Annotated in this window: 15 protein-coding genes and 1 tRNA gene; 7 read left to right on the top strand and 9 right to left on the bottom strand. The window is 67.0% G+C overall.

From position 1 onward, the window contains the following. The first annotated feature begins 11 nt into the window (after nucleotides 1–11). The 4 genes from ACZ7IB_RS09400 (at nucleotide 12) to ACZ7IB_RS09385 (ending at nucleotide 6293) form a co-directional block, all read left to right on the top strand. Complete coding sequence (locus ACZ7IB_RS09400) at nucleotides 12–1421, top strand: FtsW/RodA/SpoVE family cell cycle protein (protein ID WP_470910728.1); 1410 nt, start codon at nucleotides 12–14, stop codon at nucleotides 1419–1421. Next, nucleotides 1418–2878, top strand: coding sequence for a peptidoglycan D,D-transpeptidase FtsI family protein (locus tag ACZ7IB_RS09395; RefSeq protein ID WP_470910725.1), 1461 nt, complete (start codon nucleotides 1418–1420; stop codon nucleotides 2876–2878). The genes ACZ7IB_RS09400 and ACZ7IB_RS09395 overlap by 4 nt, the downstream gene beginning before the upstream one ends. 167 nt (nucleotides 2879–3045) lie before the next feature. Continuing rightward, nucleotides 3046–5022, top strand: a complete 1977-nt coding sequence (gene pknB / locus ACZ7IB_RS09390) for a Stk1 family PASTA domain-containing Ser/Thr kinase (protein WP_470910721.1) — start codon at nucleotides 3046–3048, stop codon at nucleotides 5020–5022. 203 nt (nucleotides 5023–5225) lie between these two features. Beyond that, nucleotides 5226–6293: a restriction endonuclease gene (locus ACZ7IB_RS09385; RefSeq protein ID WP_470910719.1), complete on the top strand. Its 1068-nt coding sequence runs from the start codon at nucleotides 5226–5228 to the stop codon at nucleotides 6291–6293. A 76-nt stretch (nucleotides 6294–6369) separates the two neighbouring features. Here the strand turns inward: ACZ7IB_RS09385 and ACZ7IB_RS09380 are convergent, their stop codons facing one another. Genes ACZ7IB_RS09380 through ACZ7IB_RS09355 form a run of 6 tightly spaced genes read right to left on the bottom strand, consistent with a single transcriptional unit; the run spans nucleotide 6370 to nucleotide 10916 of the window. Further along, complete coding sequence (locus ACZ7IB_RS09380; protein ID WP_470910717.1) at nucleotides 6370–7098, bottom strand: class E sortase; 729 nt, start codon at nucleotides 7096–7098, stop codon at nucleotides 6370–6372. Between the two features lie 27 nt (nucleotides 7099–7125). Continuing rightward, nucleotides 7126–8556, bottom strand: a complete 1431-nt coding sequence (locus tag ACZ7IB_RS09375; RefSeq protein WP_470910716.1) for a class E sortase — start codon at nucleotides 8554–8556, stop codon at nucleotides 7126–7128. After that, entirely contained in the window at nucleotides 8553–9191 is a 639-nt protein-coding gene (locus ACZ7IB_RS09370) for an aminodeoxychorismate/anthranilate synthase component II (protein WP_470910714.1), read from the bottom strand. Before ACZ7IB_RS09370 ends, ACZ7IB_RS09375 begins: the two co-directional genes overlap by 4 nt. Next, nucleotides 9188–9370, bottom strand: a complete 183-nt coding sequence (locus ACZ7IB_RS09365) for a hypothetical protein (protein ID WP_470910712.1) — start codon at nucleotides 9368–9370, stop codon at nucleotides 9188–9190. The genes ACZ7IB_RS09370 and ACZ7IB_RS09365 overlap by 4 nt, the downstream gene beginning before the upstream one ends. 56 nt (nucleotides 9371–9426) lie before the next feature. Continuing rightward, on the bottom strand, nucleotides 9427–10122 hold the full coding sequence (locus ACZ7IB_RS09360) for a class E sortase (RefSeq protein ID WP_470910709.1): 696 nt from the start codon (nucleotides 10120–10122) through the stop codon (nucleotides 9427–9429). A gap of 26 nt (nucleotides 10123–10148) precedes the next feature. Continuing rightward, complete coding sequence (locus tag ACZ7IB_RS09355; RefSeq protein WP_470910707.1) at nucleotides 10149–10916, bottom strand: DUF881 domain-containing protein; 768 nt, start codon at nucleotides 10914–10916, stop codon at nucleotides 10149–10151. Nucleotides 10917–11058: 142 nt separating this feature from the next. On the opposite strand from ACZ7IB_RS09355, the gene crgA reads away from it, so the two are divergent. Beyond that, complete coding sequence (gene crgA / locus ACZ7IB_RS09350) at nucleotides 11059–11313, top strand: cell division protein CrgA (RefSeq protein WP_265543105.1); 255 nt, start codon at nucleotides 11059–11061, stop codon at nucleotides 11311–11313. 301 nt (nucleotides 11314–11614) lie between these two features. Here crgA and ACZ7IB_RS09345 read toward each other — a convergent pair whose 3' ends face one another. Together ACZ7IB_RS09345 and ACZ7IB_RS09340 are read right to left on the bottom strand one after the other, a co-directional pair. Then, the gene (locus ACZ7IB_RS09345; RefSeq protein ID WP_470910704.1) at nucleotides 11615–12514 is read right to left on the bottom strand and encodes a rhomboid family intramembrane serine protease; all 900 of its coding nucleotides are present in this window, start codon (nucleotides 12512–12514) and stop codon (nucleotides 11615–11617) included. Between the two features lie 155 nt (nucleotides 12515–12669). Then, entirely contained in the window at nucleotides 12670–13197 is a 528-nt protein-coding gene (locus ACZ7IB_RS09340; RefSeq protein ID WP_470910701.1) for a peptidylprolyl isomerase, read from the bottom strand. Nucleotides 13198–13625: 428 nt separating this feature from the next. Between ACZ7IB_RS09340 and ACZ7IB_RS09335 the strand changes: the two genes are divergently transcribed. Continuing rightward, on the top strand, nucleotides 13626–14360 hold the full coding sequence (locus tag ACZ7IB_RS09335; protein WP_470910699.1) for a DUF5324 family protein: 735 nt from the start codon (nucleotides 13626–13628) through the stop codon (nucleotides 14358–14360). Between the two features lie 66 nt (nucleotides 14361–14426). On the opposite strand, the gene ACZ7IB_RS09330 is transcribed toward ACZ7IB_RS09335, so the two are convergent. Then, nucleotides 14427–14499, bottom strand: a tRNA-Ala gene (locus tag ACZ7IB_RS09330). Between the two features lie 172 nt (nucleotides 14500–14671). Between ACZ7IB_RS09330 and ACZ7IB_RS09325 the strand changes: the two genes are divergently transcribed. Beyond that, a complete protein-coding gene (locus ACZ7IB_RS09325) occupies nucleotides 14672–15220 on the top strand; it encodes a helix-turn-helix domain-containing protein (RefSeq protein ID WP_470910697.1) in 549 nt (182 codons plus the stop codon). Nucleotides 15221–15295 lie beyond the last annotated feature (75 nt).

The following is a 15295-nucleotide window of genomic DNA, read 5'->3' as shown; positions in this document are numbered from 1 at the left end:
CCTTCAGCACCATGAGCGTTGTCACCAACACGACCACGATCGGCGCGATCGACGCACCGAGCCGCCGCAACACCGAACTGATGATGATGGTCTTCGCCATCGCCATCTCGGTATTCGCCTACGCCAATGTCGGACTCGCCATGGACGGCAAGCTCCCGTCCAGCATGTTCGGATACGGAGGCGGGCTCATCCTGCTCGGCGGCGTCGCGCACCTCGTGGTGCGCAAGTTCGCGCCGTACGCGGACCCGCTGCTGCTCCCGCTCGCCACCCTGCTCAACGGCCTGGGGCTGGTGCTGATCTGGCGGCTGGACAAGTCGCCGAGGCTGATCCAGCGTGCAGAGACTCTCTACGGGGCGTACAGCCCCGATGCCCCCAAGCAGCTGCTGTACTCAGCGATCGGCGTCGCCCTCTTCGTCGCCGTGCTGGTGATCCTCAAAGACCATCGCATCCTTCAGCGCTACACCTACATCTCGATGGTCGCGGCGCTCATCCTGCTGATCCTGCCGATGTTCTTCCCCGCGGTGAACGGCGCGAAGATCTGGATCAGCCTCGGCCCGTTCTCCATCCAGCCGGGAGAGTTCGCCAAGATCCTGATCGCGGTGTTCTTCTCCGGCTATCTCATGGTGAAGCGCGATGCGCTGGCGCTGGCCAGCCGCCGCTTCATGGGGATGTACCTGCCGCGCGGACGTGACCTCGGACCGATCATCACCATCTGGGCCCTGTCGATCCTGATCCTGGTCTTCGAAACCGACCTCGGCACCTCACTGCTGTTCTTCGGCCTCTTCGTGGTGATGCTCTATGTCGCCACGGAACGGACCAGCTGGATCGTCTTCGGTCTACTGATGTCCGCGGTAGGCGCGGTGGGTGTGGCGTCCTTCGAGCCGCATGTGCAGTCCCGGGTGAACGCCTGGCTCGACCCGTTCTCCAAGGCGACGATGGCGCAGAGCGACCAGATCGCCCAGTCGCTGATGTCCTTCGGCTCCGGCGGCACGCTCGGCACCGGACTGGGCCAGGGCCACTCGGACCTGATCATGTTCGCCGCCAACGCCGACTTCATCCTCTCCACAGTCGGCGAGGAGCTGGGTCTGGCCGGAATGATGGCCGTCCTGCTGGTCTACGGCCTGATCGTCGAGCGAGGCGTCCGCACGGCGCTGGCCGCCCGTGACCCCTTCGGCAAGCTTCTCGCCATCGGGCTGTCGGGGGCCTTCGCAATCCAGGTCTTCGTGGTCGCCGGCGGTGTCATGGGGCTCATCCCGCTGAGCGGTATGACCATGCCGTTCCTCGCGTACGGTGGCTCGTCCGTGCTGGCCAACTGGGCGCTGATCGCCATTCTGATCCGGATCAGCGACACCGCCCGCCGTCCCGCCCCGGCCCCCGCCCCGTCCTCCGACGCCGAGATGACCCAGGTGGTCCGACCGTGAACAAGCCCCTTCGCCGGATCGCGATCTTCTGTGGCGTCCTCATCCTCGCCCTGCTCGTACGGACCAACTACCTGCAGTACGTCCGTGCCGACGAGCTGAACAGCCGCGACGAGAACCGTCGCGTCCGCATCGAGCGTTACGCGCACGAACGCGGCAACATCATCGTCGACGGCGGCACCGCTGTGACCGGCTCGGTCGAGACCAAGGTGGGCGACTTCAAGTACAAGCGTGTCTGGAAGAACGGCCCCATGTGGGCGCCCGTCACCGGGTACTCCTCGCAGGCGTTCGACGCCAACTTTCTCGAGAAGCTCGAGGACGGCATCCTCACCGGCAACGACGACCGGCTCTTCTTCGACCGGACCCTGTCGATGTTCACCGGCGAGAAGAAGCAGGGCGGCAACGTCGTCACCACCCTCAATTCCGCCGCTCAGAAGGCCGCCTTCAAGGGACTCGGCGACAAGAAGGGCGCCGTCGCCGCGCTCGACCCGCAGACCGGCGCCATCCTGGCCCTCGTCAGCACCCCGTCGTACGACCCCTCGACCTTCGCGGGCAACTCCGACGCCGACTCCAAGGCCTGGGAGAAGCTCTCCAAGGACAAGGACAAGCCGATGCTCAACCGGGCATTGCGCGAGACCTACCCTCCGGGCTCGACCTTCAAGGTCGTCACCGCCGCGGCCGCGCTGGAGAACGGGCTGTACACCAGCATCGACGAGCACACCAAGTCGCCGCTGCCCTACCGGCTCCCGCTGACCACCGGCAACCTGGAGAACGAGGGCAACATCCCGTGCGAGAACGCCTCGCTGCGGGAGGCGCTGCGGTGGTCCTGCAACACCGTCTTCGGCAAGATCAGCGATGACCTCGGCAACCAGAAGATGATCGACCAGGCCAACAAGTTCGGCTTCAACAAGGACATCTTCACTCCGGTACGCGCCGACGCCAGCGTCTACCCCAAGGACAACCGCCCGCAGAACGCCATGGCCGGCATCGGCCAGGCGTCCAACCGCGCCACCCCGCTGCAGATGGCGATGGTCGCCGCCGCGGTCGCCAACGACGGCAAGCTGATGCAGCCGTACATGATCGAAAAGCGCCAGGCCCCGAACCTGGACGTGATCTACACGCACGAGAAGGAGCAGCTCAGCCAGCCCCTCTCGGGTGAGAACGCCCAGAAGCTCCAGCAGATGATGGAGACCGTGGTCAAGAACGGCACGGGAACCAACGCACTCATCGACGGCGTCACTGTCGGCGGCAAGACCGGTACCGCCCAGCACGGTCTGAACAACAGCGAGAAGCCGTACGCCTGGTTCATCTCGTACGCCAAGACCGACAAGGGCTCCCCGGTTGCCGTCGCCGTCGTTGTCGAGGACGGCCAGGCCAACCGGGACGACATCTCCGGTGGCGGTCTGGCCGCCCCGATCGCAAAGGCTGTAATGAAGGCGGTCATCGACAGCAAGAGGTGATGCCCGTCACATCGGGAGCCATACCTGCACATTGGGATACCGGTCAGGTATCAGGTCCGGACTCCGGGCCGATCAGGTAGTGCGCGGCCGGTAGCGTATGCGCGAGCAGCACACCGCCGGACCGCACACCGGTGCGGTCGGGACTGACGGAGAGGGCTGGAACAGTTATGGAAGAGCCGCGTCGCCTCGGCGGCCGGTACGAGCTGGGCTCGGTGCTCGGCCGTGGTGGCATGGCCGAGGTCTACCTCGCACACGACACCCGGCTCGGCCGCACCGTAGCTGTGAAGACACTGCGGGCCGATCTCGCCCGCGACCCGTCTTTCCAGGCCCGGTTCCGCCGTGAGGCCCAGTCCGCCGCCTCGCTCAATCACCCGGCGATCGTCGCTGTCTACGACACCGGTGAGGACTACGTCGACGGGGTCTCCATCCCGTACATCGTCATGGAGTACGTCGACGGGTCGACGCTCAGGGAACTTCTGCACTCCGGCCGCAAGCTGCTGCCCGAGCGCACCCTCGAGATGACCGTCGGCATCCTCCAGGCGCTGGAGTACTCGCACCGCGCAGGCATCGTCCACCGCGACATCAAGCCGGCGAACGTCATGCTGACGCGCACCGGCCAGGTCAAGGTCATGGACTTCGGCATCGCCCGCGCCATGGGCGACTCCGGCATGACGATGACCCAGACGTCTGCCGTCATCGGCACCGCCCAGTACCTCTCCCCGGAACAGGCCAAGGGCGAGCAGGTCGACGCACGCTCCGACCTGTACTCGACCGGCTGCCTGCTCTACGAGCTGCTGACGGTCCGGCCGCCGTTCATCGGGGACTCACCCGTCGCGGTCGCCTACCAGCACGTACGGGAAGAGCCGCAGAAACCCAGCAACTTCGACCCCGAGATCACGCCCGAGATGGACGCGATCGTGTTGAAGGCCCTGGTCAAGGACCCCGACTACCGCTACCAGTCGGCCGACGAGATGCGCGCCGACATCGAGGCCTGCCTCGACGGCCGGCCGGTCGCCGCCACCGCGGCAATGGGTGTGCCCGGTTACGGCGGCTACGACGGATACGGCAACGACCAGCCCACCACCGCACTGCGCGCCGCGGACCAGAACGGCGCGCCCACGTCCATGCTGCCCCCGGTCAACCCGGACGACGGCGGCTACGGCTACGACGACCGCCCGGACCGCCGCCGCCAGAAGAAGAGCAACACCTCGACGATCCTGCTGATCGTCGCGGGCGTCCTGGTGCTCATCGGCGCGATCCTGATCGGCCGGGCGGTGTTCAGCAACACCAACAGCAACAGCGGCAAGGTCGATGTGCCGAACATGGTCGGCTTGACTGTGAAGGAAGCACAGAAACGCGCGGAAACCGCCGACGTCGTCCTCAAGGTCGGCTCGCACGAACCCTGCGAGGAACAGCCCAAGGGCAAGATCTGCAGCCAGGACCCGGCGGACGGCCAGATGGCGGAGAAGGAGGTCGTCACGGTCGTCGTCTCCACCGGTGCGCCGAAGGTCGAGGTCCCGGACGTTGTGGAGAAGACCGAGGCGACTGCCCGTAAGGACCTTGAGGACAAGGGCTTCACGGTGAACGTCACCGCGGTCGAGTCCGGCAAGACCGCGGGTACGGTCATCAAGCAGGACCCCGATGGCGGCGCGAAGGCCGAGAAGAACTCCGAGGTCACGATCACGGTCGCCAAGCAGGCCCTGCTGGACCTCCCCGACGTTCGCACCCGCACGTACCAGGATGCAGAGGCCCAGCTCAGGGGCATCGGGTTCACAACCATCTCGCGTGTCGACATCGACTCGACCCAGCCGGTGGACACCGTGGTCGAGCAGTCCCCCGGAGTCGGCAAGCAGGCCAAGGACGCCCCGATCGTCCTGAAGGTCTCGAAGGGTCCGCCGCAGCCGGAGAAGGCCACGGTTCCCGACCTGCAGGGCAAGACCCTCGCGGAGGCGAAGGCTCTGCTGGCCCAGGCGGGCCTGCAGATCCAGGTGCAGGGATCGAATGACGACAACGCGAGGGTCGTCCTCTTCCAGCCCCAAGCGGGCCAGGAGGTCGACAAGAACAGCGTGGTCAACGTCCAGACCGTGCAGGGTGGTGGAGACGGCAACATCTTCGGCGGCCCGTCCGGCTCACGTCGGCACTGACCCCGAATCGCGACTGCCATCGGGCCCCGGTCACCGCAACGGTGACCGGGGCCCTTTGCTGTGCCCGCCGCGATGCCTTCTGCGAGGCATACCGCACATGTAGCCGTATACCGATCGTGTCTTCATATGTGCCGATTCGTTGATCGGATAGGGCGGGGCATCGGACTCCGTCCACATCGCTGGATACGCGAAGGGTCAAGAGCGTGATCAACGAGGTCGCTCTGGTGGAATCACAGGCGCTGCGTCAAAACTTCGCCGAGCGGACGGAGGCACTCGACAGAGTCAAAATGCTGTCCTTACTGCCGGACGGCATGCACGTGACCACCGCCATGGTTGCCGCCTACTTCGAGGTGGCGGAAACCGTCATCAACAACCTCCTCAGCCGTCATCGAGAGGAGCTCGAATCGAATGGTCTGAGGGTGATCCGTGGCGCTGAGCTGCAGAAATTTAAGGAACTCACCCTGAGTTCCTATCGGGAGAGTTATCCACAGCCCCGTTCGAGCATGGCGCTCTGGCCGCGGCGGACCGTCCTGAACGTTGCCATGCTGCTCCGGGACAGCGAGATTGCGCGCCGTGTCCGTACATATCTGCTCGACGTCGAACACACCTCCCGGGTGCACCCGGTGATCACGGATACCCCTCGGCGTGACAGCGACGTCGAATCCCTCGACGCCCACATCACGCGACTCAGCGAGGAGAGCTTCACCCGCCTCCTCGGCGCCACCGTCGTCCCCATACTCAACGCCCTCATCGAGACCTCCGGCGAGCAGCAGCGAGAGCTCATCAGTCTCCGCGAGAACGTCCAGCAGATCGAGCGGAGGCTCGTCCGCCACGACATCCAGCTGCGCCGCCTTCAGCACGCCCAGGAACAGCGCCCCCTCACCGGGGTCATGGCCTCCATCGACGCCATGAACTGGCGGGAGTTCGAGCAGCACATCGCAGGACTGCTGCATCGGGACGGCTGCACCGACGTCGAGATCCACGGTGGTAGCGGCGACCGCGGGGCCGACATCACCGCGTACACCGCCGACGGGCGACGGGTGGTCGTCCAGTGCAAGAACTTCGCCCCGTACCGCTCGGTGTGGAGCGGCGAGATGCAGAAGTTCGTCGGCACAAAGACGCTGCACCGGGCGGACGTTGCCGTGTACGTGGCGACCTGCCCGTTCTCCCGCGAGTCGCTCGATATCGCGATGCAGGTCGGCGTCACCGCCGTGCACCGCGGCCTGCTGGAGGCCTGGAGCGCGGGCGCGAAGCTGCAGGTGCTCAAGTAAGCAAGTAGGCCACGACGGCAGAAGGCCCGAAGTCGCAAGGATTGGTTGCGACTTCGGGCCCGGCTCATCGTACCGGCTAACGCAGCTCCGCCGGCTTCGTACGGTCCTTGTCCACCTTCTCCGTACGCACCAGTTCGCCCCACACGATGTAGCGGTACTTCGACGTGTAGACCGGCGTGCAGGTCGTCAACGTGATGTAGCGGCCGGGCTTCTTCGCTCCCGATCCCTTCGGCACCGCCTGCAGCACATCGACGTTGTACTTCGACGTCTCGGGAAGCTCCTTGAAGACCTTGTAGACATACCAGGTGTCCTTGGTCTCGAAGACGACCGCGTCACCCGTCTTCACCTTGTCGATGTTGTGGAACTTGGCACCGTGCCCGTCGCGGTGTGCCGCCAGGGTGAAGTTGCCCTTCTTGTCCCAGGGGAGAGCCGACTTCACCGGGTCCGTGTAGTAGCCCGCGATGCCGTCGTTGAGATTCTCGGTGTCGGTACCCTTCTTGACCAGCACCTCGCCGTTCTTCATCGACGGGACGTGCAGGAAGCCGATGCCGTCCTTGGTGTCCAGCGCGCCCGGTCCGCCCGCCCAGCGGTCGCGGACGGTGTGGCCCTGTTTGGTGGCCTCGCGATCGGCGAGCACATTTGTCCACCAGAGGGAGTAGACGACGAAGAGCCCCAGCACCAGGCCTGCGGTGATCAGCAGTTCGCCGAAAACACTGACTGCGGTCGCGACGGGGTGGCGGCCGCTGCGCCGCTGTGGGGGCGCGGACTCACCGATTCGCTCTTCGTGCTCGGTCCTCGCAGTCACCGCACCCGTCCCTGTCGTGATGATGTATCAGCCGACGAGCGCGTCGGGCTTCCCTTTGCTGCGCGGTCGTTCGTCGACCATCTTGCCCCAGACGATCAGACGGTACGTACTCGTGAATTCCGGCGTACAGGTCGTCAGAGTGATGTACCGGCCCGGCCCGGTGAACCCCGAACCGGGCGGCACCGGGCCGATCACCGAGACATTGGACGGCGATGTCTGCGGAAGGGTCTTCGTCGCCTCGTACGTGTAGTACTCATCCTGCGTCTCGACCACGATCAGGTCACCGGGGCGCAGCCGGTTGATGTAGCGGAACGGTTCGCCGTGCGTGTTGCGGTGGCCCGCCAGCGCGAAGTTGCCCTGCTTGGCCGACGGCATCGCGGTGCGGAGCGCGCCCTCGTCGTAGTGGCCGACCATGCCCCGGTCGAGGACCTTCTCCTTGCTGGTGCCCTCGGCGATCGGAGCGACGACATCCAGTTTGGGGATGTGGATGATGGCGAATCCCTGCCCCGCTTCGAACACACCGGGATTGCGGTCGCCCTTCGCCCAGTCGTCCTGGATCTTGTGCGTCTCCTTGCCGGCGTACTGGTCGGCACGCACATTCGTCCACCACAGCTGGTACGTGACGAACAGCAGCATCAGCACGCCGAGGCTGATGAACAGCTCCCCGACGACCCGGCTGGCGACAACGGCCGGGCTGTCCTTGGCCGCGCGCGCCGCACGCCGTGCCTCGACGCGTGACATCGGCTTCGCGGCCGGCGCCGCTTTCTCCGGCTGCGGTTCGGTACGCCGGCGGCCGCGCCCCTTGGCAGCACGCCGGCGCTCGGCGCGGCCTCCGGTACGTGGTTCCGGACCGGCCGTCTCGGGCCCCGTGCCCGGTTCCGCGAAGCTCTCCACATCGCTCGCCGGCCCCGCTCCCGAGCCCGGCTCCGGCTCCGGCTCCAGCTCCGGCTCCGGCCCGGGATTCGGCTGCCGGGTCGTCACCGCCTGGTCGACCAGGCGCCGGGTGTCCGCCGTCCGCAGACCGACCGTCTCGTCGTCGAGCGGGAAGGGATGGGCGACGGGTTGCGCCCGGTGCATCGGCGCGGGCATCGGCGCGGGCGTCGGCGCGGGCGCCTGCTGCCCGTACCAGTCCCGTTCGAACCCCTCGGGGTCGTACCACTCCCGCGGAGTCTCCTCGGGCTTCTGCGCCCCTTGTGGCGGCCGTGCCTGCGCCTGCGGCGGCTGATCCGGCGCCCGGTGCAGCCCCCGCCCCGGCTTCTGCTCCTGCCCCGCTCCCGGCTCCTCGGACGGGATGTTGTCCGCCCGGAACCACGGCGAGGCATGCTGCCCCGGCAGCGGATCGTTCAGCGGATCCGCCAGCTGGTCGACCGCCGCCTCGAACGCGCCTGCGGCCTCGTACGCTCCTTGCTCGTACGGGCCGTCCTGTCCGGCGTCGTGTTCGGGGCGGAGTGCGGTCACGCGACGGCCTTGCCCACCACCGGCGCGAGCCCCGCCGACCTCGCGACAGCTTCTGTGTCGCCGCACTGTGCCAGCCAGTTGGCCAGCATCAGATGGCCGTGCTCGGTCAGCACGGACTCCGGGTGGAACTGCACGCCCTCCACCGCCAGTTCGCGGTGGCGCAGCCCCATGATGATGCCGTCGGCGGTGCGCGCGGTCACCTCCAGCTCCGGCGGAACCGTGTCGGGTTCGGCGGCGAGCGAGTGGTAGCGGGTCGCGGTGAAGGGGGACGGCAGACCGGTGAAGACCCCGGTGCCCTCATGGGTCACCAGCGAGGTCTTGCCGTGCAGCAGCTCCGGGGCCCGGTCCACCACACCGCCGTACGCCACCGCCATCGACTGCATCCCGAGGCAGACCCCGAAGACCGGAACGCCCGTGGCCGCGCAGTGGCGCACCATCTCGACGCAGACACCTGCCTGCTCCGGGGTACCCGGGCCGGGTGACAGCAGCACGCCGTCGAAGCCGTCCTGGGCGTGTGCCGTGGTCACCTCGTCGTTGCGCAGGACTTCGCACTCGGCACCGAGCTGGTACAGGTACTGGACGAGGTTGAAGACAAAGCTGTCGTAGTTGTCCACGACGAGGATGCGGGCACTCACTGGCCGGCCCCCGATCCGGTCGAGCCGTCGACCGTCGCGTCACCGAACGGAAGCAGCGGCTCCGCCCACGGGAAGACGTACTGGAAAAGCGCGTAGACGACAGCCAGCGCCAGCACGAGCGAGATGAGCGCACGCACCCATGCGTTGCCCGGCAGATGCCGCCAGATCCAGCCGTACATGCTGTCCCCTCCATTCGGTACGGGACCAGACTAAAGGGCCGGGGCAGGAGCGTGGGTCAGCTGTGGAAAGCTGCCGGCTTGCCGTCGGTCACAGGCTGGGTCGCATCGAGGTGAGCCCAGGCGATCAGCCGGTGGCTGCTGCCCCATTCGGGATCGCAGGTGGTCAGCGTCAGATAGCGGCCCGGCCCGTCGAAGCCGGACTTGCGGGGGACGGGGTCGATGACCCCGATGTCGCTCGGTACCGTCCGGTAGGGCCTCTTGTCGATGCGGTACGTGAACCACGTCGCTCCGTCCGTCAGCACCACCGCGTCTCCCGGGCGCAGCTTCGGGAAGTCCTTGAACGGGTCCCCGTACGTGCGACGGTGTCCGGCGACCGCGAAATTGCCCCTCGCGCCGAGGCGGGCAGTCCCGGTGTAGTGGCCGAGCCCCTTCTGCAAGGTCCTGACCTCGGTGTTCTCCAGGACGGGCCACTCCCAGCCCTTCCCGAAGCGGGGTATGTACAGCATCGCGAACGGCTTGCCGTCCCGGTACGCCGCGGGGGCGGGGGGCGCCCCCGTCGGGGATGTGTGCGGCGCGGGTGCGGACACCGTTCCTTGCGCCCACCGGTCGCGCAGGGCGTCGATCTGTCCCTCGGTCGCGTCGGCGGCCTTCACTCCGGTCCAGAACAGCACATACACCACAAAGAGCACGATCAGGGCGCCGACGGTGATACAGAGTTCGCTGAACGTCCTCACGATCAGTCGCACCGACACCTCGTCGGCCTCCCCACAGCTGCTCGCTACTTCGCCGGCTCCGCATAGTGGAGATCCACTGTGCCCGAGTAGCCGGGAAGAGTCACCGCCTTGTGCTCGTCGACTTTCCAGCCGAGTCCGTACGCCTTCACATACAGCAGGTAGTTGCTGATTGCCGGAGAGTTGTCGAGAGCCTGCTTGAGCTCGGCCGGGTCACCGACTGCGGTGATCTTGTAGGGCGGGGAGTAGACCCGGCCCTGGAGGATCAGGGTGTTGCCGACGCAGCGCACGGCGCTCGTGGAGATCAGCCGCTGGTCCATGACCTGGATGCCCTGTGCGCCGCCCTGCCAGAGGGCGTTGACGACCGCCTGCAGGTCCTGCTGGTGAATGACCAGGTCATTGGGTTGCGGGTCGGGGTAGCCGGGGTTGGCGGTGGCGTTGGGCGGGGCGTCGTCGAGCGTGACGGCCACGGACCGGCCGGAGAGCTTTGCGGTGCCCGCGTCCCGTTCCAGCTCCTTGAGCCGGGCGTCCTCCCCCTTGGTGCTGCCGTCGTCGCGCCGGACGAGCGTGTCGATGTCCTCGCGCACGGATGCGTTGGTCTCGTCCAGGTGGGCGTTCTTGCCGCTGCGCTGCTGGATGAGGTCGGAGAGCTTCAGCAGCGAGGAGTCGGTGCGGATATTGGTGCCCTTGGCCGTGTTGGCGCTGGTGACGAAGATCAGTCCGGCGAGGGCGAAGACTGCAGCGGTGAGCACCCTGACCGGGTGCCGGAAGGTGCGCCGGACCGGTCCTTGGGGGGAGTCGGCAGAATTGCTCAACGTACCCTTATCTCCTTCGGCGCCTCGGAAGCACTACGCTAACGGACGCCCGGGGGAGGCAGCATTCCCCCCTCGCGCCCCGCCCCGGCGCCAGCCACAGTTCCCTGCGCGGTCACGCAGCGCATCGACAGGAGAGTTCCTCGTGCCGAAGTCACGTATCCGCAAGAAGGCCGACTTCACGCCCCCTCCGGCGAAGCAGGCAACCAACATAAAGCTGACCAGCCGGAGCTGGGTGGCGCCGGTGATGCTGGCGCTCTTCCTGATCGGTCTGGCGTGGATCGTCGTTTTCTATGTGACCGACGGCGATCTGCCGATCAAGTCGCTGGGGAACTGGAACATCGTCGTCGGCTTCGGCTTCATCGCCGGTGGCTTCGGTGTCTCCACGCAGTGGAAGTAGCACCGCAGGGCATGTGACCCCACAGCAGGGCCCGGTCCTGCAACCCTTGCCCCGAGTTACCCACAGCGTTATCCACAGGCAGGGGAAAAGGTCAGACGATCTGTGGATAACTCCCTGGCTGTTGACGCCGATGTGACTGCAGCCTCCCCCATCGGGGGATGGCACGCCCCTTGTCTCTGCTGGAAAAACCCAGCTCAGCGACAAGGGGCACAGTTGTTCCCACAGAATGCACAAGATCCGGCACGCACTGTGGACAACTGACCTGGGGAACGCCCAGGGAGCGCCAGGGAACGGCGTCCGCTCAGGTCAGCGCGGCTGTTCTGGCGACGACGACGGCGACCACAGCCACCAGGACCAGGGCGCAGGTGCCGTACTGCACCAGTGCGCGCCGCTCGCGGGGTGCGTGCACCATGCCGATCGCGATCAGCGTGCCCGCGATCAGACCACCGACATGTGCCTGCCAGGCGATTCCGCCCCAGGGGTTGAAGGTGATGACCAGGTTCACCGCGAGAAGCACGAAGACCGGGCGCATGTCGTAGTTCAGGCGGCGCATGAGCACGGCAGTGGCGCCCAGCAGGCCGAAGATCGCTCCGGAGGCTCCGAGCGAGCCCTGTACAGGTGCGGAGAGCCAGTAGGTGAGGGCGCCGCCCGCCAGGCCGGAGAGCATGTAGAGCGTGAGATAGCGGGCACGGCCGAGCGCCGCCTCCAGCGGCCCGCCGAGCCACCACAGCCCCAGCATGTTGAACAGGATGTGCCACATCTCCTGATGCAGGAACATCGACGTCACCAGCCGGTACCACTGGCCCTCGGCGACGCCTTCCAGCGGGCCGCCGAAGTGGGTCGTGGCACGGCCGATCAGGACCAGATCGTTGACCAGCGCACCGTTCGCCTGCACGGCGATGAACACGGCGACATTGATGCCGAGAAGGATCTTGGTGATGAGCCGGGGGTCGGCCGTGACGGGGGCGCCGGCGACCGTGCGCGGCCGGGCGGCGCCCGGGCCGTGTCCCGTACCGGCTCCCTGGCGGGCGCAGTCCGGGCACTGGAAGCCGACCGAGGCGTTGACCATGCACTCGGGGCAGATCGGCCGGTCACAGCGGGTGCAGCGGATGTGCGTCCCACGACCTGAGTGGCGGTAGCAGCTGAGCGAGCCGTCCGTGGCGGCGGACCGGTCCTGGTCTCCCGGCGGCTGCTGGTCCATCGGTCCCATCACTTCCCGGTCCCCTCGGTGCTCGTCGTGGCGGCAGCACGCACAACGCAGCCCTGCTCGTCCGCTATGTAACAAGTACGGACGAGCAGGGCGGTTGGTTCCCCGAAAGGACAATCAGAGCGTGATCATTTGATGACTACCGGCGATCATCGGTTCTCGATGACGACCGACTCGATCACGACGTCCTGCAGCGGACGGTCGGTGCGGGAGTTGGTCTTGGTGGACGCGATGGCGTCCACGATCTTCTGGCTGGCGGGGTCGACGACCTCGCCGAAGATGGTGTGCTTGCCGGTCAGCCAGGCTGTCGGCGAAACGGTCACGAAGAACTGCGAGCCGTTGGTGCCCGGGCCGGCGTTGGCCATGGCCAGCAGGTACGGCTTGTTGAAGCTGAGGTCGGGGTGGAACTCGTCACCGAACTCGTACCCAGGGCCACCGGTGCCGTTGCCCAGCGGGTCACCGCCCTGGATCATGAAGCCGCTGATGACGCGGTGGAAGACGGTGCCGTCGTACAGCCTGTCCGTGGACTTCTTGCCGGTCTCGGGATGCGTCCACTCACGCTCACCCTTGGCGAGCTCGACGAAGTTCTTGACCGTCTTGGGCGCGTGGTTCGGCAGAAGCCGGATCTCGATGTCGCCCTGATTGGTCTTCAAGGTGGCGTAAAGCTGCTCAGCCACGATCTGCCTTCCGTAAGTCTTCAGTGACGTTCACCGATCCTCGCACGGACCGTCCGCTCCGGTGCCCGGCCGCCACCACCAACGCACTTCACTCACCTTCTTGCCCGATTCCGCCACCTTCTTGCCCGCTTCCGCACCCCGTGCGGAAGGCCGTTTTCACCCCGCTCGCCTGCGGCTTCCCCGAAATCCTCATGTGCCGCTCCCCGCAGGAACAAATGCGGCCAAGTGCGTGACGAACCGGCGCGGGCTGAACCGAACCGTGGCATTGTCGTCGGCAAGCTCCCCTTGCACCGCATTACCCGAAGGCGTCACCGATGACCTGAATAACCCGGATGCCTGCCCCGCATGCCATACAGGCCTCCGGCAGGCATGATCTCGAAATGGGTGGAAAGGCGGAGTATCCACCCGCCACCAAGGAGGAGGATCCCGTGACCCGCATCGACAGCGTGCGCGCCGCAACCGACTCGGCGAAGGACAGCGTGCAGCACGCCGCGGAAGTGGTGGCGCCCTACGCCGACACGGCCAAGGACCAGGCCGCACATCTTGCGTACGAGGCCCGCACCCGGCTCGCGCCGAAGGTGTCGAAGGCAGCCCAGCAGGCCCGCGTCCAATACGACGCGCATCTCGCACCACGTATCGAACTGGCCCGTGCTCACGTACCCCCCAAGGTCGACGAGGCCGCCCAGCGCGCCGCGCACCGCACCCGCCGGGCCGCCCGTACCGCCGCGGACTACACCGTGCCGCGCGTCGGGCACGCGATGGCCGTCGCCCAGCCCGTGGCCGAGGAGGCCTCGGCCCGCAGCGCCGCCGCGCTGGCCGCGCTGCGCAGTCAGGTGACCGCGAAGGAGATCAAGCAGCTGGCCAGAAAGCACGAGCGGCGGGCGAAGACCGGGCGGCTGTTCAAGAAGTTCGCCGTGGTCGGCATCGTGGCGGGCGGTGCCTACGCCGCCTGGAGGTGGTGGGACAAGCAGGCCAACCCGGACTGGCTGGTCGAACCCCCCGCTCCCACGGAGGTCTCCGACCGCGCGCCCCTGTCCTCGGTCGACGGCAGTGGTCCGAGCTCGCTCGACCCGGAGGTCCAGGCCAAGCAGGCCGACGCGGAGACCAAGGGCACGGACGGCCCGGAAGGTGTGGACGGCACCGATCTCGACGACCGCCGCTGAACAGCCCCTGCACGACGAACGGGCGCCGGAAGACCTGAGGTCTTCCGGCGCCCGTTCTGTCACCTGTGGAGCCTAGGAGATTCGAACTCCTGACATCTGCCTTGCAAAGGCAGCGCTCTACCAACTGAGCTAAGGCCCCGAAAAAGCGGACATCACCGGACGCTTCTGCGTCTCGGCGACCGCCGCAGACCAGAGTACCGGGTACCCCCCGGAATCTTGCAAAAAAGATGGGGACTCCCGGTCGGCGACCACTCTCCGTAAGATGCTCGACGAGGTTCGCAGCAGCGAAGCCGCAGCGAAGGGGAGACGCCATGGATGCAGCTCAGCAAGAGGCAACAGCAAGAGCCAGGGAGCTTCAGCGCAGCTGGTACGGAGAACCTCTCGGGGCGCTCTTCCGCCGGCTGATCGATGATCTCGGCCTGAACCAGGCCCGGCTCGCCGCGGTCCTCGGGCTGTCCGCCCCCATGCTTTCCCAGCTGATGAGCGGTCAGCGGGCGAAGATCGGCAACCCCGCGGTCGTCCAGCGTGTCCAGGCGCTCCAGGAACTGGCCGGCCAGGTCGCCGACGGCAGCGCCAGCGCGGGAGAGGCCACCGACCGCATGGAAGAGATCAAGAAGTCCCAGGGCGGCTCCGTCCTCACCGGCACCAGCCAGACCTCCAACACCGGCGGCGCTCCGACCGTCCGGCGCGTGGTGCGTGAGATCCAGTCGCTGCTGCGGTCCGTCGCGGCCGCCGGTGACATCATCGATGCCGCCGACTCCCTCGCCCCGACCCACCCGGAACTGGCAGAGTTCCTCAAGGTGTACGGCGCAGGGCGCACCTCGGACGCGGTGGCGCACTACGAGGGACACCAGAGCTAGGGCCTGTCCTTTCATGCCCTAGGGCACTACCCCCGAGAGCCGGGCACGAGCCGAAACAGGACTGGGAGCGGGCAC

The organism is Streptomyces sp. NPDC037301 (assembly GCF_055602785.1).
This window is presented reverse-complemented; position numbering and strand designations above follow the sequence as displayed.

Excerpts from the sequence above, each read along its gene's own strand:
- ACZ7IB_RS09365 (WP_470910712.1), bottom strand. The coding sequence starts at position 9,370 with ATGTACGGCTGGATCTGGCGGCATCTGCCGGGCAACGCATGGGTGCGT.
- ACZ7IB_RS09400 (WP_470910728.1), top strand. The coding sequence starts at position 12 with ATGAGCGTTGTCACCAACACGACCACGATCGGCGCGATCGACGCACCG.
- pknB (WP_470910721.1), top strand. The coding sequence starts at position 3,046 with ATGGAAGAGCCGCGTCGCCTCGGCGGCCGGTACGAGCTGGGCTCGGTG.
- ACZ7IB_RS09325 (WP_470910697.1), top strand. The coding sequence starts at position 14,672 with ATGGATGCAGCTCAGCAAGAGGCAACAGCAAGAGCCAGGGAGCTTCAG.
- ACZ7IB_RS09345 (WP_470910704.1), bottom strand. The coding sequence starts at position 12,514 with ATGGACCAGCAGCCGCCGGGAGACCAGGACCGGTCCGCCGCCACGGAC.